This window comes from Bradyrhizobium sp. (genome assembly GCF_035273305.1).
Classification (GTDB): domain Bacteria; phylum Pseudomonadota; class Alphaproteobacteria; order Rhizobiales; family Xanthobacteraceae; genus Bradyrhizobium.
Genome location: NZ_DATEPI010000235.1, coordinates 1 through 20,636, shown reverse-complemented (window position 1 = coordinate 20,636; position 20,636 = coordinate 1). Strand labels below are relative to the sequence as shown.

The following is a 20,636-nucleotide window of genomic DNA, read 5'->3' as shown; positions in this document are numbered from 1 at the left end:
CGGCGTCGAACTCAGCAACTTCGGTGATCATCGGGAACATGATGCGTAAGGCGCGGCCGCCGCCGGCCCGCAGCAGCGCGCGGATCTGGCCGCGCAGCAGCCCGGGCCGGTCCAGCCCAAGTCGGATCGCGCGCCAGCCTAGCGCGGGATTTTCCTCGATCACTGTCTCCATGTAGGGCAGGGCCTTGTCCCCGCCGATGTCCAGGGTGCGGAAGGTAACGGGCTTGGAGCCGGCCGCATCCAGCACGGCGCGATATAGCGTGAGCTGGTCGCTGGTGCGCGGCAGGCTCTGGCCGACCATGAACTGCAGCTCGGTGCGAAACAAGCCAATGCCGGCGCTGCCGGTATCGTCGATATGCGGTAGATCGATCGTCAGGCCCGCATTGATCATCAGTTCGATCGGCTGACCATCCTTGGTCACGCAAGGCTTGTCGCGCAACGCCGAATACTGCGCCTGGCGTCTGGCCCGAAAGCGCACCCGTTCCGCATAGGCCGATTCGATCTCCGCCGAGGGCCGTATATAAATCTCGCCCGAGGTGCCATCGACGATGATGGCATCGCCGGGGTCGGCGATACCCGGGGCGTTAGGAATTTCGCCGACAGCAGGGATGCCGAGCGCGCGCGCCACGATCGAAACGTGCGAATTGGCGGTGCCTTCCTCCAGCACCAGACCGCGCAGCCGCTTGCGATCGTAATCGAGCAACGCCGCAGGCCCCATCGCGCGCGCGATGATAATGGCGTTGTCCGGCAGTTGTTCGCGAGATGGCGCGTGATCCTGCCCGACCAATTGGCGCATGAGGCGATGGCCGAGATCCTCGAGATCATGCAGCCGATCGCGCAAATATGGATCGGTAGAACGCAACATGCGCGCGCGGGTATCGGACTGCACCCGCTCGACTGCGGCCTCCGCGGTGAGACCGGTTGCGACCGCCTCGTGAAGGCGGTGCGACCAGCCGTGGTCGTTGGCGAACATCCTGTAGGCTTCCAGCACATCACGATGCTCGCCGCCCTCGGCGACGTCGCCACGCTCCAGCATGCGGTCGAGATCGGCACGCAGTTTCGCGAGCGCGGTGTCGAGCCGCTTGATTTCCCTTGGCAGGTCCTCGGCAATGTAGTTGGTGATCACCACGCGCGGCTCGTGCAGCACGACATGGCCGAGCGCGATACCATCAGACAGAATAGCGCCGTTCTTGTGCAGGGAATGCCGCGCGGCAGGTTCGGCGCCGGGCTGGGCCAAAGACGACAGTTCGCCCGAGGCGATCATTTCCGCCAGCACCATCGCGGTGGTCTGCAGCGCCTCGACCTCCTCCTCGACATAGGTGCGCTTGGCGCGGTTTTGCACCACCAACACGCCGAGCGTGTTTCCGGCGCGCAGGATGGGGACACCAAGGAAGGAGTGGTAGATTTCTTCGCCGGTCTCCGGGCGGAACGAGAATGCCGGATGGCTTTGCGCGTCGCTTAGATTAAGAGGCGTCGCCTCGCTTGCGACCAGACCGACCAGGCCTTCATGCGCGCTCAGGACGGTCCGGTGCACGGCGTCGCGATTGAGGCCCTCAGTGGCATAAAGTTCGAGCGTGTTGTCGACGCGCAGCACATAGGTCGAACAGACCTCGGCCACCATATTGGCCGCGATCAGAACCACGATCTTGTCCAGGCGCTCCTGAGCGCTAACCTGCTCCGCCATCGTTTCGCGGAGCCGTCTCAGCAAGACGCGGGGACCTCCCGACGCGCTCCGCATTCGCTAACTTCCTCCTCCACGAACCCAGCCCGCCGGGTGGCCGGCACTGGCATTGAACCGAAGAAAAATAATAGTTTTATCCATTCGGCGCCGCCGCAACCCGCAATGCCAGCCGAATCAGCATCACCAAAACTGTTGCACAGTCTCAGCAGTCCACCCCTCTGGCCGTATAGCGAATCGAGGCTTGCTTTGCCAAGCAAAACCCCTGCCACATACGAGCCTGACTCTAGAGGCCAAATGCTGCGGGTGCTAAGCGGCGCACGATTCGCCAGATTGCGCGCGGATTCTATCCTGTTGCGCAAAATATAACGTTTGGGGCGCGATCTCAGGACAATTGTGCCGATCGCGCCGGAGAATCTTTCTAAATGTGATCGAGTCCGTAAAGCGTATGCAGCGTTCGCACCGCCAGCTCCGTATAGGCGGTGTCGATCAGCACCGAGAACTTGATCTCAGACGTGGTGATGGCGCGAATGTTGATGTTGCGCGCGGCCAGCGCCGCAAACGCCTGCGCCGCCACGCCGGCATGGCTGCGCATTCCGCTGCCGATCACCGACACCTTTGCCACGTCGGTGGCGGTATCGAGCCGTGCGTACCCGATTTTTCCCTTGGCCGATGCAATGGTGTCGCGCGCACGCGCGTAATCGGAAGCAGGCACCGTGAAGGTAAGATCGGTGGTGGCGCCATCTTCCGATACGTTCTGCACGATCATGTCGACATTGATATTGGCGGCTGCGAGCGGGCCGAAGATGGTCGCTGCAACGCCCGGCTTATCCTCGATCTGCCGCACGGAGATCTGGGCCTCATCCTTGGAAAACGCGATTCCGGTCACGACGTGGCTTTCCATGATTTCCTCCTCGCTGCAGATCAGCGTACCGGGCGGTTGATTGGCGTAGGGGTCAATACCCTCGGGCCTGGCGAAACTTGAGCGCACGAAGATCGGCATGTTGTGAACCATGCCGAGTTCCACCGAGCGCACCTGCAGCACCTTGGCGCCTTGCGAGGCGAGCTCCAGCATATCCTCGAACGCGATCCTGTCGAGCCGGCGCGCCTTCGGGACCACGCGCGGATCGGTCGTATAGACGCCGTCGACATCAGTATAAATATCGCAGCGGTCGGCGCGGATCGCGGCTGCGATTGCGACAGCCGAGGTATCGGAACCGCCGCGTCCCAGCGTGGTAACGCGGTTGGTTTGCGGGTTGATGCCCTGGAAGCCGGCGATCACCGCGACTTCCTTGCGCTCCTTGAAACGCTTGATCAGTTCGCCGCCGTCGATCTCGAGAATACGCGCCGAGGCGTGGGCGTCGCTGGTCTTGATCGGAATTTGCCAGCCCTGCCAGGAGCGGGCCTGGATGCCCATGCCCTGCAACACGATCGCGAGAAGTCCCGAGGTGACCTGTTCGCCGGATGCGACCACCACGTCATATTCGCGTGCGTCATGCATCGGCGAGGCTTCGCTGCACCATGCCACGAGCTGGTTGGTGGTGCCGGCCATCGCCGACACCACGAGCGCGACCTCGTGGCCGGCATCCACCTCGCGCTTCACATGATGCGCGACGTTGCGGATGCGCTCGATGCTGGCGACCGACGTGCCGCCGAATTTCATGACGAGGCGGCCCATGGCTACTGATACATTCCTTGAGGGGTTAAGTTGTTAGGGACCTGCGCGGAAACGGAGGTGCGCCGGCCAAAAGGCGCGTATACATAGCGGTGCGGTTCGGGGCAAGCAACCGGGTTCCGGTGTGAGCGCCAGTGTCCGGGATAGCGTAGCGCCAGGGAATTTGAGGCCAGATTATGGGGCGTTATATCGAGGAAATCCTGCAGCCGGGCGAGAGGCTACTGTATTCGACCAACGCGCACTGGATCTTCTACATGCCCGCGATCCTGGCCTGGATCGTGGTTATCATCCTCCTCGTCCTGTCACGAGCGACCACGACCGACAGCATTGTCCTGCTCTGCCTTGCGGCGGCCGCGGTAATAGCGATCGTGGCGGCGTATTGGACGGCGAGGGCCTGGTTTCATCGCTGGACCACGGAAACGGATGTCACCAATCTGCGCGTCGTTCACAAGACCGGATTCATCAAGCGGCGAACCTTCGAGATGAGCCTCGACAAGGTGGAGAGTGTTGATGTGAACCAAAGTATACTCGGCCGCATTCTCAATTATGGTGACGTGACGATCCTCGGCGTGGGGGAAGGCAAGGAGACCATCTCGACCATCGCCTCGCCGCTCGCGTTTCGCAACTACATCACCGCGCGATAGGAGCGGCGCGCCATCCATGGTCATGCAACAAAATTCACCCGAAAACGCTTCTCCCGGCCCGGCGGCGACCACGGTTGATCCTGCCGAGGTCGCAAAATTTTCCACGCTTTCCGACGAATGGTGGGACCCCAAGGGTAAAATGGCCCCACTGCACAAGATCAATCCGCTGCGGCTGAGCTATATCCGGGATGCCGCATGCCGCAAGTTCGAGCGCAACATCAAGAGCCTGAATTGCCTGGCCGGCTTGCGTATCCTTGATATCGGCTGCGGCGCCGGTTTGTTGTGTGAGCCGTTTACCCGACTTGGGGCGCAGGTGATCGGTGTGGATCCCTCCCCCAGCAACATCGCCGCCGCTCGCCATCATGCCGAAAAGGGGCACCTGTCAATCGATTATCGCTGCACCACCATCGAGCAGATGGACGCGCGCGAGCGCTTTGACATCGTGCTGGCCATGGAAGTGATCGAGCATGTCACCGACGTCGGCATGTTTATAAGTCGATGCGCCGCGATGCTGAAACCCGGCGGACTGATGGTGATTTCGACCTTGAACCGCAACTGGAAGAGTTTCGCATTCGCGATCGTTGGGGCGGAGTACGTGCTGCGGTGGCTGCCGCGCGGAACGCATCAGTGGGACAAGTTCGTCACCCCTGACGAGCTTGCGCACTATCTCAGCAAAAACAAGCTCGCCATCACCGATCAGACCGGGGTCGTCTATAGCCCGTTCGGCGATCGCTGGAGTCTCTCCTCCGACATGGACGTGAACTACATGGTGCTGGCCGAGGGATTGTAGCGGAGCTTGGACTTCGCACGTTCTGATCGCCCCATGATCGTCTGATCGCACCATGATCGATCGCGCGCTGCGTTGATCCAGCATGCAGTGCTGGCGGTTGACCGCTCTCGGCCATGACTGCAGGGTGGCTTCATTTGGCCCCTGGCAGATCCTCCGCAAATGTTTGGCATCACCTCGCTCTGGATTCCCTTCACGGTCACCGCCGCGCTAGGCCAGGTCGCGCGCAATGCGATGCAGCGGCAATTGACGGCGCCACTCGGCACCTGGGGCGCTACAAATATCCGCTTCCTGTTCGGGTTTCCGTTCTCGCTTCTGTTCTTCGCAGTGGTGATCGTCGCATCCGGTGACCGGGTGCCGTGGCCGCCGGCTGCTTTCTGGCCCTGGCTCTTGCTCGGCGCTCTCAGTCAGATCGTGGCTACCGGACTGATGCTGGTCGCCATGAACGATCGCTCGTTTGTGGTGACTACGGCCTATCTGAAGACCGAGGCGATCCAGACCGCGATTTTCGGCTTTGTTTTCCTTGGCGATGATCTCACCTTTCTCAAGATGGTGGCGATCCTGATCGCGACCGTCGGCGTGGTGATCACCGCGCTTCGGCCGGGCGGCGAAAAAGGGTTTGCCGAATTGAAGCCGACGATTACCGGGCTGGTTGCTGCGGCGGCATTCGCCCTGTCGGCGATTGGATTTCGCGGCGCGATCATCACTGTGCCGGGCGTATCGTTCGTAACCGCGGCATCATTTACGCTGGTGTTCGGACTGTTCGTGCAGACTTTGGTGCTGACGATCTACCTGCTGGCGCGGGCGCCTGAGGTGTTGGATAAAATTTTGGGCCTGTGGCGGCCATCCATGTTCGCCGGCTTCATGGGCGCGTTCGCCTCGCAGTTCTGGTTCCTAGCCTTCGCGCTCACAGCGGCCGCGAATGTGCGCACGCTGGCGCTGGTTGAAGTGTTGTTCGCGCAAGCAGTTGCATATTACTCGTTCAAGCAGCCGGTGTCGGCGCGCGAACTCTTCGGGATCGCTCTGATCGTGGCAGGCGTTGCGCTGCTGGTCTCAGTGTAAGATCTTTTTCAGCGCTTGAATGCGATCAGCACCGCCCCGGCCGCGATCAGCGCCTGGAAATAACACAGCCACGATACGCCGGTGCCAAGCCCGGAAAGCACCAGAAAGGCCCAACTTCTGGGCGAGATAGGCCCGGGATTGGCGAGTTGCGCGGTCGCTAACCGTCAATTCCGGTCGTCGGGCAGGACCGGCAGCGGAGTTACTTCGACGCCTTCTTCGATCAAAGCGCGGGCTTCATCCGATGAAGCCTCACCGTAGATTGGACGGTGCTCGATTTCGCCGTAATGCATCTTGCGAGCTTCGTTCGGAAAACGCTCGCCGACATTGTCTGCGCTCTTCACAATATGGTCGCGCAATTCCTTCAGCTTGGCGCGAAGTTCGCGTTCTTCCGACATCAGGAGCGGCGTGGAGGCGGGCGCTGCGACGTCAGTGGCGGGGGCGGGCGCGGGCGTTTTTTCCGCGCCCCGAGCCTTCTTGCTGACGATCTGCGGAGCCATGATGGCTTTTTCGACATTGGCCGAACCGCAGCCGGGACAGTTCACCAGCTTGCGCTTGACCTGCGTCTCGTAGGCGGATGAGTTTTGAAACCAACTTTCAAACCCGTGGCCGCGGTCGCATTGCAGCGCATACCGGATCATGCCGATCCTCGCACCAGGTGCAGATGTTCGGGGCCGGCCTTGGGGTCGGCCACGCTGAAGCGGCGGCCATGCTGCAGCGATGGTACTGCCCTGCGCGCGACCTCCACCTTCGCCGGATCGATCTTTGCCATAAACACGCCGGGCTCGTTATCACCCTCGGCGAGTATCTCACCCCAAGGGGCTATGATCAGTGAATGGCCGTAGGTCTCGCGCTTGTTTTCGTGCATGCCCGCCTGGGCGGCGGCAAAAACGAAGCAGCCATTCTCGATGGCTCGGGCGCGCAGTAGCGTGTGCCAATGCGCTTCGCCGGTTTTCCTGGTGAATGCGGAGGGCACAGCCAGGAAGGACGCACCGCTTTCCGCCAGCGCACGATAGAGCGCCGGAAAGCGCAGGTCATAGCAGATAGTCAACCCAATGCGTCCCCAAGGCAAATCAGCTATGACAGCGGTCTCCCCAGGCTGATAATTGGCGGACTCGCGATAGCTCTCTCCATCAGGAAGATCGATGTCGAACATATGGATCTTGTCGTAGCTTGCGATGACGATCCCATCCGGTCCGATCAGGAATGAGCGATTGACAGCCCGCTCCGGCGAGGCGCGCAGCGCAAGCGATCCGATATGGAGATGAATCTTCAGTTCGGACGCGAGGGCGCGATAGGCCTTCAAAGAGCGGTCGTCTTCTTCCTTGGACAGATGCTCGAACAATGCCTTGCGGTTGACCTGCATCATGTTGCTCACCTCGGGAGTGAGCACATAGTCAGCCCCCTGACTGGCGGCCTGGCGAATGAGCCGTATTCCCTGCTCAAGGCTCGGCTCAGGCAACAATCCCGTGCGCATTTGCACCATGGCGGCGGTGAACGTGAGGTCAGCGGTCATGATTGGGCCTTTTCGCCCGCAAGGAGCGAGTCAAGCTTGCCTTGGCGGTCCAGCGCATACAGTTCATCACAACCGCCAACATGGATTTCGCCGATAAAGATCTGCGGAAACGTCGCGCCGACGCCGGCGCGATCCCACATCTCCTGACGAATCGCGGGATCGAGCGCGGCATCACGCTCCGTGAAAGCGGCCTTTTTACGCGTGAGCAGTGATTTGGCGGCGCTGCAATAGCCGCAGCCCGGGCGCGTATAAATTTCGATAGCAGCGGTCATGTCGCGCTCTGATCTCGCAGAAGTACGCGATTATATGGGAGCTTTGTGGGTGTCCACAACCCGGGCGAACACCAGCACGTCCACTGACGCCGCCTTTGCGCGCAAAAGCGCCCGTGCGCAGGCATCTACGGTAGCGCCGGAGGTCAGCACGTCATCAATCAGAACCACGCGCCGGCCCTGAATCTCGGACTGCCTGTCAGCAGCAACCTTGAACGCGCCCTGTACGTTGCTCGCGCGCTGAGGCCGGGAAAGGCCGATTTGCTGCAGCGTTGGCCGAACGCGGCGCAACACTCCAGATAACAACTTGACCCCGGTCTGCCGTTCGATGACGCGGGCGAGGGCGCCGGACTGGTTGAAGCGGCGGCTCCAACCGCGTCGCCAATGCAGCGGCACCGGAATCAGCGCATCGCTCTGCTCGATCAGTTCGCGCCCGGCCCGCGCCATCCAGCGTCCCATCGCAGGCGCGAGGTCCGTGCGGTCCTGGTATTTCAACGCATGCACGAGCGTGCGCGCGACGTCGTCATAACGCACCGCAGCCCGCGCGCGTCCGTAGGCTGGTGGATCCGATATCGCCTCCATCGACAACAATCCCGGACCCGGGTCGTAGACAAAGGGAATGCCAAGCCTCGGGCAGAGTGGCGGCGCGATAAACGACAGCTTCGCCCAACAGTTTGCGCAGACACCTTCGCCATTGACCGGCTCCCGGCAGGCAACGCATAGGGTCGGCAGCGCGACGTCGAGCGCCATCCGCGCGGCGTGATGCCATGCCCCGCGACACGCACTCAAGGTGCCGCGCAGAACTCTGGAGATCGAATTTGGCGGTGATGCCCCGGCGTCCATCTCTGTCAGGCTTAGCGCCGAGATTGCAGACTCTCAAGCGCCAATCACATCGATACGCGATAGCGCATCGCGCACATGGCTACGAACTTCACGCTCGCGCAGCGCGCTGTCGCGAGCCCGGCCGATAGGCGAGCCGGGTGTGGCCCAGGCAGTAGGGCAGGCTCTCGACGGGCCTGATGCCGCAAAAGCGAAAATCCCTCGCCCCCGGATTGCCGATCGGCCAGCGGCATCGCGCTTCGCTCAACTCCTGCAACGAGCAGCACGCGTCGTTCGAAATTGGCTCGTGGTCGGCCAAAAGCTGCGGCTCCGAGTACAGTTTCCGCAGCAATTGATACTGCAGCCTTGGCATGGATTTTGATCGCGCCCCTTTAGCGCTGTCCTTTCGCGGCGGGCGCGGTGCACCGGGCGGCTTTTCGCGTGTCAGATTGAGGCGGGAGAGTTTGCCGATAACTGCGTTGCGGCTTACTCCGATGTCGTTCGCAATTTCGCGGCACGACAAACCGGCTTCAAATCGGTTCTTGAGGAGTTCAATGCGTTCGGCAGTCCAGGTGGGCTGGTTGAGGGGCATGTTGAGGTCCCGGCTAGGAGTCATCGATCAATTGTTTGGCCTCGCCGCATCCGAACCGCCCGTGCTCCGAAAACTCCTTCAGGACGTCTTGCCGTTGTCGCGGATCGAAAGCAGCCCATCCTTGATGGCGAGCCGAATGCCTTCCTCGATAAGGGTCCTTGCGACGCCTGGAACGCTGGTACCGTGGGTTCCCTGTCTCACCAGTTTTTCGAGATAGCTGATGGTGGAGAGCGCCAACGTAATCGGAACGCGGTCTGTTTCGGCTTTTTCCGTGGCCATGCCAAAAAGCTAGCCTTAATTCGGTGTACTGAAAAGTAACTTTTTAGAGTCAGATCCGACTCCGCCAGGGGTTCCATTTGGGCGCAGCGAGTTGCCGCCCGGAGGGCCACCGGATTGCCAGACCTGCGGGCATCGGCGTACCACCGGACCATGATTTCGGCCCCGAATTCCGCGCTCTCTCTGTTCGATCGCGTTCTGCTGCGCGCGCGGCAACGTCGGGCCTTGCTCGGCGAACCCGCAACATTTCTGCTCGACCGCGTTGCCGAGGACGCGGCGGAGCGGCTGCGCGTCGTGCTGCGCGCGTTCAAAAGCGCGGCCGACGTCGGTACGCCAGGCGGCCAGCTCCGGACCGCGCTTCTGGATCGCATCGGTCAAGTCGTGCGGGTGGATCTGCCGGAACTTGAGTCCGAGCCGCTTCCGATCCGGCCGGAATCGCTCGACCTGGTCGTCTCGGCTCTCGCATTTCAATTCGTGAATGATCTGCCCGGCGTCCTCGCGCAGATCCGACGCGCGTTGCGGCCAGATGGGCTGCTGCTGGCAGCGATGATCGGCGGCGAGACGCTGACCGAGCTACGGCAATCCTTTACGGCCGCAGAAACCGAATGTGAAGGCGGGGTCTCCCCGCGGGTCGCGCCGTTCGCTGACGTGCGCGAAGTCGGAGGGCTTCTCCAGCGCGCAGGATTCGCGCTACCGGTCACCGATGTCGATCGGGTCGTGGTGCGGTACGATAGCCCGTTCGAGCTGATGCACGACCTCAGGCGCATGGGCGCGACTAATGTTCTGGTGGAGCGGCGGCGAATGCCGACGCGGCGCGCGACCATGTTGCGAATGGCGCAGATCTACGCTGAACGCTTTGCTGACGCGGACGCCCGCATCCGCGCCACCTTCGACGTGATCTGGCTCTCGGGCTGGTCGCCGCACGAGAGTCAGCAGAAGCCGCTGCAGCCGGGCTCGGCAAAAGCGAGCCTGGCCGACGCCGTAACAAAGACAAAGCCGCGCTAATGCTTTCGCGCGACTGATTGTGAAGTCGCCCGTCAGCGGCTTGCGACGTCACATCAAAAGATCGATTAACGGCGGAATCAGTGGAACGTCCGCCGGCGGCATTGGATAGCCGCGCAATTTGTTGGCGCGCACCCAGGCAAGTTTCTGGCCTTCGCGCGCAATCACCTCGCCGTCCCATCGTCGGCAGATATAGAGCGGCATCAGCAGATGGAAATCTTCGTATGCGTAACTGGCGAAAGTTAGCGGCGCGAGGCAGGCCTCCTTCACGGTGATGCCGATTTCCTCGCGCAACTCCCGGATCAGCGTCTGTTCGGGCCGTTCGCCCGGATCGATCTTGCCGCCGGGAAATTCCCACAACCCGGCCAGCGGTTTTCCTTCGGGCCGCTGCGCGATCAGTACGCGTCTATCAGCGTCGACCAGCGCGCAGGCAACCACCAGGGTGACGTTGATGAAAGTCATGCGGCTGATTCTAGGGGAGGCAGCCTCGATGAGACCTGGAGCACCATGAGTGAATCGTGGCCAGCCCGCCGGATCACGACCGGTAATCGCCGTTGATCGCAACGTATTCCTTCGTGAGATCGCAAGTCAGCACACGATCACGGCCCTTGCCCATCCCGAGCGCGATGCTGATCTGGATCTTGGGATTCTGCATCGCTCTCGATACTTCCGCCTCATCATAGGATGGATCGCGCGCGCCACGGGTGGCGACGCGAATGCCATTAAATGAAATCGAGAGCTTGTCTCGATTTGCGGGCTCGCCGGCCTTGCCGACCGCCATCACCACCCGGCCCCAATTGGCATCTTCGCCGGCGATCGCGGTCTTCACCAGAGGTGAATTCGCCACCGACTTGGCAATTTTGCGCGCCGAGGCTTTCGAGACGGCCCCCTCGACAATGATCTCGACCAGCTTGCGCGCGCCTTCGCCATCACGGGCGACCTGCTCGGCGAGGTCGGCCAGCACGCCGCGAAAGGCCTTTGTGAAGGCCTTCAGCCGAGGATCGCTCGCGCGGCTAATTTTCGGCGCGCCGCGGACAGCGGCGGCGCCTGTGGCAAAAGCGAGCAGCGTATCAGACGTCGAGGTATCACCGTCGATCGTGACCGCATTGAAAGTGTCTCCGACGCCGCTCTTCAACAGCGATTGCAATGCGCCAGCCGCGATCGGCGCATCGGTAAACACGAAAGCCAGCATTGTCGCCATGTCCGGCGCGATCATGCCGGCACCCTTGGCCATGCCGTTGATTGTGACGTTTGCCTTGCCGAGCTTCACGGTCGCGGTCGCGACTTTGGGAAACGTGTCGGTGGTCATGATGGCTTTGGCGGCATCGATCCAGCCGCCCGGAGCGGCCTGTTCAGCCAGCGTGCCGAGCACGCCGTCGAATTTGGTGGCGTCGAGCGGCTCGCCGATCACGCCGGTCGAGGCAAGAAACACCTCGGCGGCGCTGCACCCGAGTGCCTTTGCCGCGATGCTGGCGGTCAGTGCGGTGGCGTGTCGTCCGGTCTTGCCGGTGAAGGCATTGGCATTACCGGAATTCACCACCAGGCCCCGGGCTTTTCCGCGGCTCAGTTTAGCGCGGCACCATTCCACGGGTGCCGACGGGCATTTCGATTGGGTGAAAACTCCGGCCACGGTCGTGCCGTTATCCATGATCGCGAGCAATACATCCGCGCGCCCTTGTTGACGAATGCCCGCCGCGGCCGCGCCGAGCTTCACGCCCGTTATCGCGGGCATCTCGGGAACATCGGTCGGGGCGAGTGGAGACACAGCTGAGGACATCATCAATTCCGAAAGAAGCAGGGCAAAAAGCATGACGAAAATAGGGTTATGGCCGGATATGATCCGCCCACCTACGTCCCCGCTCTTTGGATCGGGGCCAAAGACGTAGATGGCCGGGACAAGGCCCGGCCATAACGTTTGTAGATACTATCGGATTCGTAGAAGCGACAGCGAATTGTTACTTCTTTGCGGGCGCGGTCGTTGGAGCGGCGGGCTTTGCAGCCTCGGGCTTCCCAGCTTCGGTCTTTGCCGTCTCGGCCGGTTGATCCATCCGCTCGATTTTCGCGGTCTGGCGCAGCTTCGCCACGTAGTCCGCTTGCGCCTTGCGCGTCACATAGGTCTCGATCTGGCCTTTGACCTGGTCGAATTCGGGCGCTTTGCGGCTGCGCTTTTCCTCGACCTTGATGATGTGCCAACCGAACTGCGACTTGACCGGATCGGAGATCTTGCCCGGCTCCAGCGAGAATGCGACGGAGGAGAACTCCGGCACCATCTGCTCTTTGGTGAAGAAGCCGAGATCGCCGCCGTCCGAAGCGCCGGGGTCCTTCGATTTTTTCTTGGCCAGCTCGGCAAAATCCGCACCCTTTTTGAGTTCGTCCTCGATCGCCTTGGCTTCATCCTCGGTCTCAACCAGGATGTGGCGGGCGTGAACTTCCTGCTCGCCAGTGATCTGCTTGGAGGCTTCGTCGTACACCTTCTTCATGGCGTCGTCGGTGGTTGCCGTCTTGCCCTCTTGTCCCAGCAGCGTGTCCATCAGCAGACGGTTGCGCGTGAAGGCCAGGCGCTTCTTGAACTCCTGACTATCTTCGACCTTCTTGTCCTCGGCGGCTTTGGCGACGATCTTCATGTCGATCAGGAACGACAGCACGTTGTCCTTCTTGGTCGCCGGATCCATCTGCGCCAGGCTCGGACCGAGTTCCTCTTCAGCGAGCGCAACGTCGCTCTGGCGGATCTCCGAGCCGTTTACTTTGGCCAGCACCGGATTGCTGTCGTCCGCCCTGACGGGCAAACCGGCAAGGAGAACCATGCCGAGACACCCGGCCACGGCAGCGGAGGCGAGGCCAAGGCGCAGGCCGGTTTTCGTTTCCGGGAGCGAGGAAGTCATGGAAAATCCTTATAGGGCTGTTTTGGGGCGGCGGGACACTCGCCCAATCGTGGCGCGTTGGCAACGCGAAAACTCTGTCAAAATGATGAAATCCTTGAGAGGTTCGCGCCGTTGACAAGCCTCTAGCCCAGCCATATCTCTGCGGCACCTAAGTCGATGGCGATAGCGCATTTGGCCGTGTTTTTAGCCGTTGATTTTGGATTGCTGAATTCCCACTCGTTTGGCGCGTGCCCTCGAACCGGGCTCAGCGCCGCAATGCGTCACGATGAGTTGATAGGCATCTGGGTGGAAAACGTCACGGCAGCTTCGTCGAACCGCGAAAACAGGAATTTGGCATGATCGGCGCGCTCGCCCGCAAATTTTTTGGCTCCGCCAACGATCGGCGCATCAAGGGTTACCAGGCCCGTATCGATGCCATCAATGCCTTAGAGCCAGAAATCGCTGCGCTGTCGGACGAAGAGCTGAAAGCGCGCACCAGCGAATTCCGTAAACAACTCGCCGAAGGAAAGACGCTGGACGACATTCTCGTTCCGGCCTTCGCCACGGTGCGCGAGGCGGCCAAGCGGACGCTCGGCCAGCGCCACTTCGATGTTCAGTTGATCGGCGGAATGGTGCTGCACGAAGGCGATATCGCCGAAATGAAAACCGGCGAAGGCAAGACGCTGGTGGCAACGCTTGCGGTTTACCTCAACGCGCTCGCCGGCAAGGGCGTCCACGTGGTGACCGTGAACGACTATCTGGCCCGACGCGACTCCGAATGGATGGGGCAGATCTACAACTTTCTCGGCCTCACGGTCGGCGTGATCGTCCATGGTCTGGACGACGCCGAGCGCAAGGAGGCTTATTCGCGCGATATCACCTACGGTACCAACAACGAATACGGATTCGATTATCTGCGCGACAATATGAAGTACCGGCTCGAGGACATGGTCCAGCGCGGTCACTTCTATGCCATCGTCGACGAAGTCGACTCCATTCTGATCGACGAGGCGCGGACGCCGCTGATCATTTCCGGTCCGTTGGACGACCGTTCCGAATTCTACAACACGATCGATACTTTCTTTCCCAAGCTCGACAAGACCGACTACGAGGTCGACGAGAAGCAGCGCACGGTGACGCTCACCGAAGCCGGCATGGAAAAGATCGAGACGCTGTTGCGCGACGCCGGCCAGCTCAAGGGAGAGTCGCTTTACGACGTCGAGAACGTCTCGGTGGTCCACCACATTAATCAGGCCCTGCGGGCGCATTCGCTGTTTCAGCGCGACAAGGACTACATCGTACGGGACGGTGAGGTCATCATCATCGACGAGTTCACCGGCCGCATGATGCCGGGCCGGCGCTATTCCGAAGGCTTGCACCAGGCGCTGGAAGCCAAAGAGCACCAGCCGGTGCAGCCTGAAAACCAGACGCTGGCGTCGATTACGTTCCAGAACTATTTCCGGATGTATGAGAAGCTGGCCGGCATGACCGGCACGGCTGCGACTGAAGCCGACGAGTTGTTCGACATCTACAAGCTCGAGGTCGTCGAAATACCGACCAACGTGCCGGTGGCGCGGCTGGACGAGGACGACGAAGTCTATCGCACGCAGAAAGAGAAGTACGCGGCGATCCTCGCCGAAGTGGAGCGCGCCAATGCCCGGCTGCAGCCGGTGCTGGTCGGCACCGCCTCGATCGAAAAATCGGAAGTGCTCGCCGACTACCTCAAGGCGCACGGCTACAAGCAAATCGATTTCGGCAATCCCAACGCGATGGAAAAGCTTTACGCGGCTGCCCGCGCCGGCAAGCCCGCAAAGCTGTTCGCGGTCTTGAACGCGCGTTTCCACGAACAGGAGGCCTACATCGTCGCCGAAGCCGGCGTTCCCGGCGCGATCACGATCGCGACCAACATGGCCGGCCGCGGTACCGACATCAAGCTCGGTGGCTCGCTGGAAATGAGGATCCTGCACGAGACTGCAGAAATAACGGACGAGGCGGAGAAGGCTGCCAAGATCGAACGCATCAAGGCCGACGTCGAACGCTTCCGCGACATCGTGCTGAAGGCGGAAGAAGTGGTCGAGGTCGAGCCCGCGAAGGGAGCAAAATCAGCCAAGACCGTCAACAAGCCGGGCGGCCTCTACATCATCGGATCCGAACGTCACGAATCCCGCCGGATCGATAACCAGCTGCGCGGCCGTTCAGGACGTCAGGGCGATCCCGGCCGGTCCAAGTTCTTCCTCTCGCTCGAGGACGATCTGATGCGGATCTTCGGCTCCGACCGGCTTGATACGATGCTGACGCGGCTCGGCCTGAAAGAGGGTGAGGCCATCATCCATCCCTGGATCAACAAGGCGTTGGAAAAGGCGCAGCAGAAGGTCGAAGCCCGCAACTTCGACATCCGCAAGAATTTGCTGAAGTTCGACAACGTCCAGAACGACCAGCGCAAGGTGATCTTCGACCAGCGCGTGGACCTGATGAAGGACGAGAGCGTCGCCGAGACGGTGGCCGACATGCGTCGCGCCTTTGTCGAGGATGTCGTGACCAAGCATGTGCCCGAACATGTCTATGCCGAGCAGTGGGACGTCGCCGGCCTGAAGGAAGAATTGAAGCGGGTGCTCGATATCGATCTGCCGGTTGATCAGTGGGCCAAGGAAGAGGGCATCGCAGACGAGGAACTGCTGTCCAGGATCGAGCAGCGCGTCGACGAGCACATGGCGGCCAAGGTGGCGCAGTGGGGTCCCGACGTGATGCGGTACGTCGAAAAGACCATTCTGCTGCAGACGCTCGATCATCTTTGGCGCGAGCATCTGATCATGCTCGACCATCTGCGTCAGGTGATCGGCTTGCGCGGCTATGGCCAGCGCGATCCGCTGCAGGAATACAAGTCGGAAGCGTTCAGCCTGTTCGAGGCGATGATCGCGCATCTGCGCGAAGCGGTGACGGCGCAACTGATGCGCGTCGAAATCGTGCCGCCGGAGGATCAACAGCCGGTACTGCCCGCGATGGAAGCTCACAAGTTCGATCCGAACACCGGTGAAGACGAGCTGGCGTTTGCCAATGTCTCGCTGGTGCCGGCCGCCAGCGCCGACCGCGATCCAAAAAATCCCGCGAGTTGGGGCAAGGTCGGCCGCAATGAGGATTGCCCCTGCGGCTCAGGCAAGAAGTACAAGCACTGTCATGGCAAGTACGCTTAGCTGATTGCTCAATGGGTCAGCGCAGCTGGAGCCGAACTTGCTTTCCGACGCAGCTCTTGAGGCAGCTAAAGTCGGCACCGGCGCGCAACGGCTCAGTCTCAGCAACGGGTTATTATTTCGGCGTGTCGTAGAGTGGCTTGCCTTTATCGACGATGTGGACCGTCAATAGCTTGATCGTTTTATCGCCGACAACCTTATAAGCGCCGTGCGGCGTGTCGCGCACGTTCAAGCCGACTGCGCCAGTCGGAACGGGCACTTGCTTTCCATCTGGCAGTTCGATGATGCCACCTTCAAGAAAATAATAAGACTCATCGCCGTGATGGATGTGCAGCGTGGAGATATCGCCAGGCTTCAGTTCGCTAATACTCGTGATGATTTCCATATTCGTGCCGGTCAGATCGCCTCGCTTGAGCTCCTTTCGAAACGGCGATTCTTGTGCGCTTGCGGCTGTGATCAACATCGAAGCCAATACAATTCCGATTATCATCTTCATTTAAGTCCCTCCCCAAAAAATCGGCGTTAAGTATCGCTCTGCAGTATCCAGCTTCCTGGAATTTTTGACTGACAGCAAGGTTGTCGTCGGCGTCTGGCACATTACGCACCGCAAGCTCAGCTTGAGATATCGTCACCGGTGAAGACTTCGATCGCTATCACCGCACCGCAACAGGGAGATTGTCCCAGTAGCGTACGCGCTAGGCGGCCTAAGGCTTCTCTACATTTCGTCTTTTTGATTGTTCGCTTGCGCCAGGCGCCTGACCCGGGCTTCGCTGCAACGGGATTCTTTGAAACGAGTGAAGCGGGGCCGGCCGCGAACAACTAGTCAGGGTTGGCGCAAAATGGTCTGCGCCATGCCGAGTCATGGCAGCGTACAGCGAAAATCTGGATTACTTGAAGCCCGAGAACCGGCTCTCGAACGAGTTGGCCTGCACGATCGGCTGAGAGCCCGCCACCAGGGCCTCCTGGGCTGGCGACGCCGCGGCGTGTGCCTCGGAGACGGCCGGTTTCAACGGGGGCCGGGCGGCCGCCTGCTTGACCTCCGGTTTTGAAGTCTTTGAGGCCTCCGGACGCGACGTTGGTTCGTGACGCTTAGCCTCGGTCACTTTTGGCTTGGAGGGGATCGGCTGCGCGCTTGCGGTGGTATCGGTGGCGCCGAAACCAACCTTGCGGGCGAGGTTGCTAAAGAAGCCGTCGGATTGCGCATTCGGAGGCGAGACCGACGCCAACTTCGCCGCAGGCGCAGGCGTGGGGGCAATCGAGGCGACCAATGGCTCTTGCGGCGAGGTGACCGGCCCGTGCGGCGGATTGACCGTCGAGGGAATGGTGCCGGGCGCGCGCGAAAGTGCCAGCAGCGACAGACTCTGGCCCTCGCCGCCTTCGGACAATCCCGTAGAGGCATCGGGCAGCTTGGCAGCGAATACCTTGTGCATGCCACCATCGATGCCAGTGTTCATGCGGGCGACCGGCGTTCCCTTTGCGATCAATTTGGCGATCTCGACCTGATCTTGCTGTTGCTTCTCGCGCACGGCATCGGCGATCTCATCCGGGATAGTGTAGGCGGGGCATTTGGCCGATGCGTCGAACACCGGGTCGCGCTTGGCGTCTGCCGGTTTCGCCGCGTCAAACACATATTTCTTTTCGCAGAAATCGACCTTCGGCTCCTGCCGGGTTACCTCGAAGTGGTCATAGCCTTCCTTGATCATCTTCCAGAACGGCATGTTCGGGTTGTTACGATGTTTGGCCATGTTCAGCGGTGTCATCCGGAACGGATACGCCTGAAGCTGGAACGCTTTCTGGCCACCGAAGAAGGATTCCCGGCCAAGCGAGTAGATCTCGGCGATCTGCTCGTCGGTCATCGCGTAGCAGCCGCGTGATGAGCAATCGCCATGCACCATCAGCTGCGATCCGGTATGCCCCAGCGACTTGTCATAGGCGTTTGGGTAGCCGGTGTTGAAGGAAAGGTAATACGCCGATTGCGGGTTCATCTGCGCCGGCGAAATCGAATAGAAGCCTTCGGGCGCCTGGCGGTCGCCTTCTCGGACCTTGGGTCCGAGGTCGCCGGACCAGCGGCAAATCGGGTAGGTTTTCAACAGCGCAAACCGGCCGGAGCGGTCCTGTTTCCAGACCTCGAGCTCAGCCTCCTGCTTGAACAGACGGACCAGGATCGGAGATTGCAGCTCCATGTCCTTTTCCGTCATTTCGGCGACGAGCTTGGGTGGGACCGGCTGGTTGGCCTTGGCGTTGGCGGCAAGCGAGATTTCGTCGCTGTTACAGCCGGCGAGCAGCACACCGGCACCGAGCGCGGCCGATGTGATAAGCGCGCGAAACAGTGAGCGATAAATCAATGCAAAGCCCCACACCCGACAGGCAAGTTCCGCACCCCCAATTATGGCGTACATGCCCTGAAGCGATTGAGTAAAATACTACGCTCTGACCCCTTGCGTCGCAAGCCAGTGCATCCCCTCCGGGCCGTTTCAACTCACCATTGGTCAACAGACCTTAAATATCCGTGTCTGGGCCTAATTGCGGCGGCATTTCGCAAAACCAGAGGGTAAGCCGCCCTCGGGGCCGCGGCCTCAGCTCAGTTTTCGTCCGATATCCAGGAATTTCTGACGCCGCTGCTTTCGGATCGCGTCCGAATCGAGGTGGCGGAGCTCACTTAGCGCCTGCGCGATGGCGTCACCGGTGATGCCGATCATGGCCTGCGGATCGCGATGAGCGCCGCCCGGCGGCTCGGCCAGAATGGAATCGATCACGCCGAAACGCAGCATGTCCTGCGCGGTGATTTTCATGCTGGTCGCGGCTTCCTGCGCTTTGGTGCCGTCGCGCCACAGAATCGAAGACGCTGCCTCCGGCGAGATCACGCTATAGATGGCATGTTCGAACATCAGCACGCGGTTAGCGGTGGTGATGGCGATGGCGCCTCCCGACATGCCTTCACCCGTGATGATCGCTACGTTGGGCACACCCAAAGAGAGACACGCGTCGGTGGAGCGCGCGATCGCCTCCGCCTGCCCGCGTTCCTCCGCGCCGATCCCAGGATAGGCACCCGCCGAGTCGACAATTGACAGCACCGGAATGCCGAACCGGTCGGCCATCTCCATCAGCCGGACCGCCTTGCGGTAGCCCTCGGGGCGCGCCATCCCGAAATTATGCTTGATCCGGGATTCGGTGGTGGCGCCCTTTTCCTGACCGATTACACAGATGCTCTCGCCGCGGAAGCGGCCAAAGCCGCCCATCAAGGCCTCGTCCTCGCCGAATTTCCGGTCGCCGGCGAGCGGCGTGAATTCGGCGATCAATGCATTGATGAAATCCGTAAAATGCGGCCGCTGCGGATGGCGCGCAACCAGCGTCTTCTGCCAAGGCGTCAGGTTGGCGTATAGATCGTTTAGTGCCTGCTGGGCCTTATCTTCGATTCGCGCGATCTCGTCGCCGATGTCGCTGCCGGTCGCGGCCAACGCGCGCAATTCATCGATCTTGGATTCGAGTTCTGCGACGGGCTTTTCGAAATCGAGGTAGGAGCGCATGTGATCCGGCATCATATCAATATAGGGCGAGGGGCGACTTAGGACGAAGCGGTTCCGGCTCGCGCGAACAAGCGTTCATCTTCAATTGTTTAGCGCGCAATACAAGGGCGGGTCAGGGCCATTTTGCCGTTCGCGTGCCGAGCCGTCGCGGGTGTGAAATGCTGTTTCGGGTGAGAACGGATCGAAGTCAAGCTGACACCGCGACGGTCACTTCTCCGCCAGCGGGTGCAGGTCACGCACAAGGCTCTTGAGCCGCTCCTCGACCACATGCGTGTAGATCTGCGTGGTGGAGATATCGGTGTGACCGAGCAATGTCTGCACGATGCGCAAATCCGCGCCATTGTGCAGGAGGTGGCTGGCAAAGGCGTGGCGCAGCACGTGCGGGCTGACCAGCCGCGGGGGCAATCCGGCCGATGCCGCGAGTTCCTTCAGCTCGCGCGCGAAATGCTGCCGTGTCAAATGTCCGCTCTCGCCAAAGGAAGGGAACAGCCATTTTGAGGTGGACGCGGTTTTCTTGCTGTCGGCCGACGTCGCTTCCGCCGCGACCAGGTAATCGGCCATCGCCTGTCGAGAAGCCTCGTTCAGCGGGACCAGGCGCTCTTTGTCCCCCTTGCCGCGAACCACGATCATCGCAGCGTCACGCCGCGCGGCCGAACGCGGCAGCGCCACCAATTCCGATACCCGCAAGCCGGTGGCGTACAGCACCTCGAGCAGGCAATATAGTCGTGTCGCGCGAAGACGTT

General features: G+C 61.0%; 20 protein-coding genes. 5 read left to right on the top strand and 15 right to left on the bottom strand.

Going from position 1 to position 20,636, the window contains the following annotated elements; translation table 11 throughout:
• Together VJV58_RS15885 and VJV58_RS15880 are read right to left on the bottom strand one after the other, a co-directional pair.
• The coding region (locus VJV58_RS15885; protein WP_324138317.1) for a putative PEP-binding protein at positions 1 to 1,738 on the bottom strand (1,738 nt) is incomplete at its 3' end.
• 361 nt (positions 1,739 to 2,099) lie between these two features.
• On the bottom strand, positions 2,100 to 3,356 hold the full coding sequence (locus tag VJV58_RS15880) for an aspartate kinase (protein WP_324138316.1): 1,257 nt from the start codon (positions 3,354 to 3,356) through the stop codon (positions 2,100 to 2,102).
• 173 nt (positions 3,357 to 3,529) lie between these two features.
• On the opposite strand from VJV58_RS15880, the gene VJV58_RS15875 reads away from it, so the two are divergent.
• From VJV58_RS15875 to VJV58_RS15865, 3 genes are all read left to right on the top strand, one after another.
• The gene (locus tag VJV58_RS15875) at positions 3,530 to 3,997 is read left to right on the top strand and encodes a PH domain-containing protein (RefSeq protein WP_324138315.1); all 468 of its coding nucleotides are present in this window, start codon (positions 3,530 to 3,532) and stop codon (positions 3,995 to 3,997) included.
• Between the two features lie 16 nt (positions 3,998 to 4,013).
• Entirely contained in the window at positions 4,014 to 4,787 is a 774-nt protein-coding gene (gene ubiG, locus VJV58_RS15870; protein ID WP_324138314.1) for a bifunctional 2-polyprenyl-6-hydroxyphenol methylase/3-demethylubiquinol 3-O-methyltransferase UbiG, read from the top strand.
• A gap of 159 nt (positions 4,788 to 4,946) precedes the next feature.
• Positions 4,947 to 5,846, top strand: a complete 900-nt coding sequence (locus VJV58_RS15865) for an EamA family transporter (protein WP_324138313.1) — start codon at positions 4,947 to 4,949, stop codon at positions 5,844 to 5,846.
• A gap of 164 nt (positions 5,847 to 6,010) precedes the next feature.
• Here VJV58_RS15865 and VJV58_RS15855 read toward each other — a convergent pair whose 3' ends face one another.
• The 6 genes from VJV58_RS15855 to VJV58_RS15830 all read right to left on the bottom strand — a co-directional run bounded on the left by VJV58_RS15855 (position 6,011) and on the right by VJV58_RS15830 (position 9,318).
• Positions 6,011 to 6,484 (bottom strand): DUF1178 family protein, encoded by a 474-nt coding sequence (locus VJV58_RS15855; protein WP_324138312.1) that lies wholly within the window; start codon positions 6,482 to 6,484, stop codon positions 6,011 to 6,013.
• Entirely contained in the window at positions 6,481 to 7,359 is an 879-nt protein-coding gene (locus VJV58_RS15850) for a carbon-nitrogen hydrolase family protein (RefSeq protein WP_324138311.1), read from the bottom strand. Before VJV58_RS15850 ends, VJV58_RS15855 begins: the two co-directional genes overlap by 4 nt.
• Complete coding sequence (grxC, locus tag VJV58_RS15845) at positions 7,356 to 7,631, bottom strand: glutaredoxin 3 (protein WP_324138310.1); 276 nt, start codon at positions 7,629 to 7,631, stop codon at positions 7,356 to 7,358. Before grxC ends, VJV58_RS15850 begins: the two co-directional genes overlap by 4 nt.
• Before the next feature lie 30 nt (positions 7,632 to 7,661).
• Positions 7,662 to 8,471, bottom strand: a complete 810-nt coding sequence (locus VJV58_RS15840; protein WP_324138309.1) for a ComF family protein — start codon at positions 8,469 to 8,471, stop codon at positions 7,662 to 7,664.
• Positions 8,472 to 8,559: 88 nt separating this feature from the next.
• Complete coding sequence (locus VJV58_RS15835; RefSeq protein WP_414641507.1) at positions 8,560 to 9,039, bottom strand: GcrA family cell cycle regulator; 480 nt, start codon at positions 9,037 to 9,039, stop codon at positions 8,560 to 8,562.
• A gap of 78 nt (positions 9,040 to 9,117) precedes the next feature.
• Complete coding sequence (locus tag VJV58_RS15830) at positions 9,118 to 9,318, bottom strand: hypothetical protein (protein WP_324138307.1); 201 nt, start codon at positions 9,316 to 9,318, stop codon at positions 9,118 to 9,120.
• A 150-nt stretch (positions 9,319 to 9,468) separates the two neighbouring features.
• On the opposite strand from VJV58_RS15830, the gene VJV58_RS15825 reads away from it, so the two are divergent.
• On the top strand, positions 9,469 to 10,320 hold the full coding sequence (locus VJV58_RS15825) for a methyltransferase domain-containing protein (protein ID WP_324138306.1): 852 nt from the start codon (positions 9,469 to 9,471) through the stop codon (positions 10,318 to 10,320).
• Positions 10,321 to 10,368: 48 nt separating this feature from the next.
• On the opposite strand, the gene mutT is transcribed toward VJV58_RS15825, so the two are convergent.
• The 3 genes from mutT to VJV58_RS15810 form a co-directional block, all read right to left on the bottom strand.
• Positions 10,369 to 10,779 (bottom strand): 8-oxo-dGTP diphosphatase MutT, encoded by a 411-nt coding sequence (mutT, locus tag VJV58_RS15820; RefSeq protein ID WP_324138305.1) that lies wholly within the window; start codon positions 10,777 to 10,779, stop codon positions 10,369 to 10,371.
• Positions 10,780 to 10,852: 73 nt separating this feature from the next.
• Complete coding sequence (argJ, locus tag VJV58_RS15815; protein WP_324138304.1) at positions 10,853 to 12,094, bottom strand: bifunctional glutamate N-acetyltransferase/amino-acid acetyltransferase ArgJ; 1,242 nt, start codon at positions 12,092 to 12,094, stop codon at positions 10,853 to 10,855.
• A gap of 178 nt (positions 12,095 to 12,272) precedes the next feature.
• On the bottom strand, positions 12,273 to 13,199 hold the full coding sequence (locus tag VJV58_RS15810) for a peptidylprolyl isomerase (protein ID WP_324138303.1): 927 nt from the start codon (positions 13,197 to 13,199) through the stop codon (positions 12,273 to 12,275).
• 335 nt (positions 13,200 to 13,534) lie between these two features.
• Between VJV58_RS15810 and secA the strand changes: the two genes are divergently transcribed.
• Positions 13,535 to 16,369, top strand: a complete 2,835-nt coding sequence (secA, locus tag VJV58_RS15805; RefSeq protein ID WP_324138302.1) for a preprotein translocase subunit SecA — start codon at positions 13,535 to 13,537, stop codon at positions 16,367 to 16,369.
• Positions 16,370 to 16,481: 112 nt separating this feature from the next.
• Here the strand turns inward: secA and VJV58_RS15800 are convergent, their stop codons facing one another.
• The 4 genes from VJV58_RS15800 to VJV58_RS15785 all read right to left on the bottom strand — a co-directional run.
• Positions 16,482 to 16,862, bottom strand: coding sequence for a cupin domain-containing protein (locus tag VJV58_RS15800; RefSeq protein ID WP_324138301.1), 381 nt, complete (start codon positions 16,860 to 16,862; stop codon positions 16,482 to 16,484).
• A gap of 391 nt (positions 16,863 to 17,253) precedes the next feature.
• Positions 17,254 to 18,765: a L,D-transpeptidase family protein gene (locus tag VJV58_RS15795; protein WP_324138300.1), complete on the bottom strand. Its 1,512-nt coding sequence runs from the start codon at positions 18,763 to 18,765 to the stop codon at positions 17,254 to 17,256.
• A 177-nt stretch (positions 18,766 to 18,942) separates the two neighbouring features.
• Complete coding sequence (locus VJV58_RS15790) at positions 18,943 to 19,905, bottom strand: acetyl-CoA carboxylase carboxyltransferase subunit alpha (RefSeq protein WP_324138299.1); 963 nt, start codon at positions 19,903 to 19,905, stop codon at positions 18,943 to 18,945.
• A gap of 195 nt (positions 19,906 to 20,100) precedes the next feature.
• The coding region (locus VJV58_RS15785; RefSeq protein WP_324138298.1) for a tyrosine-type recombinase/integrase at positions 20,101 to 20,636 on the bottom strand (536 nt) is incomplete at its 5' end.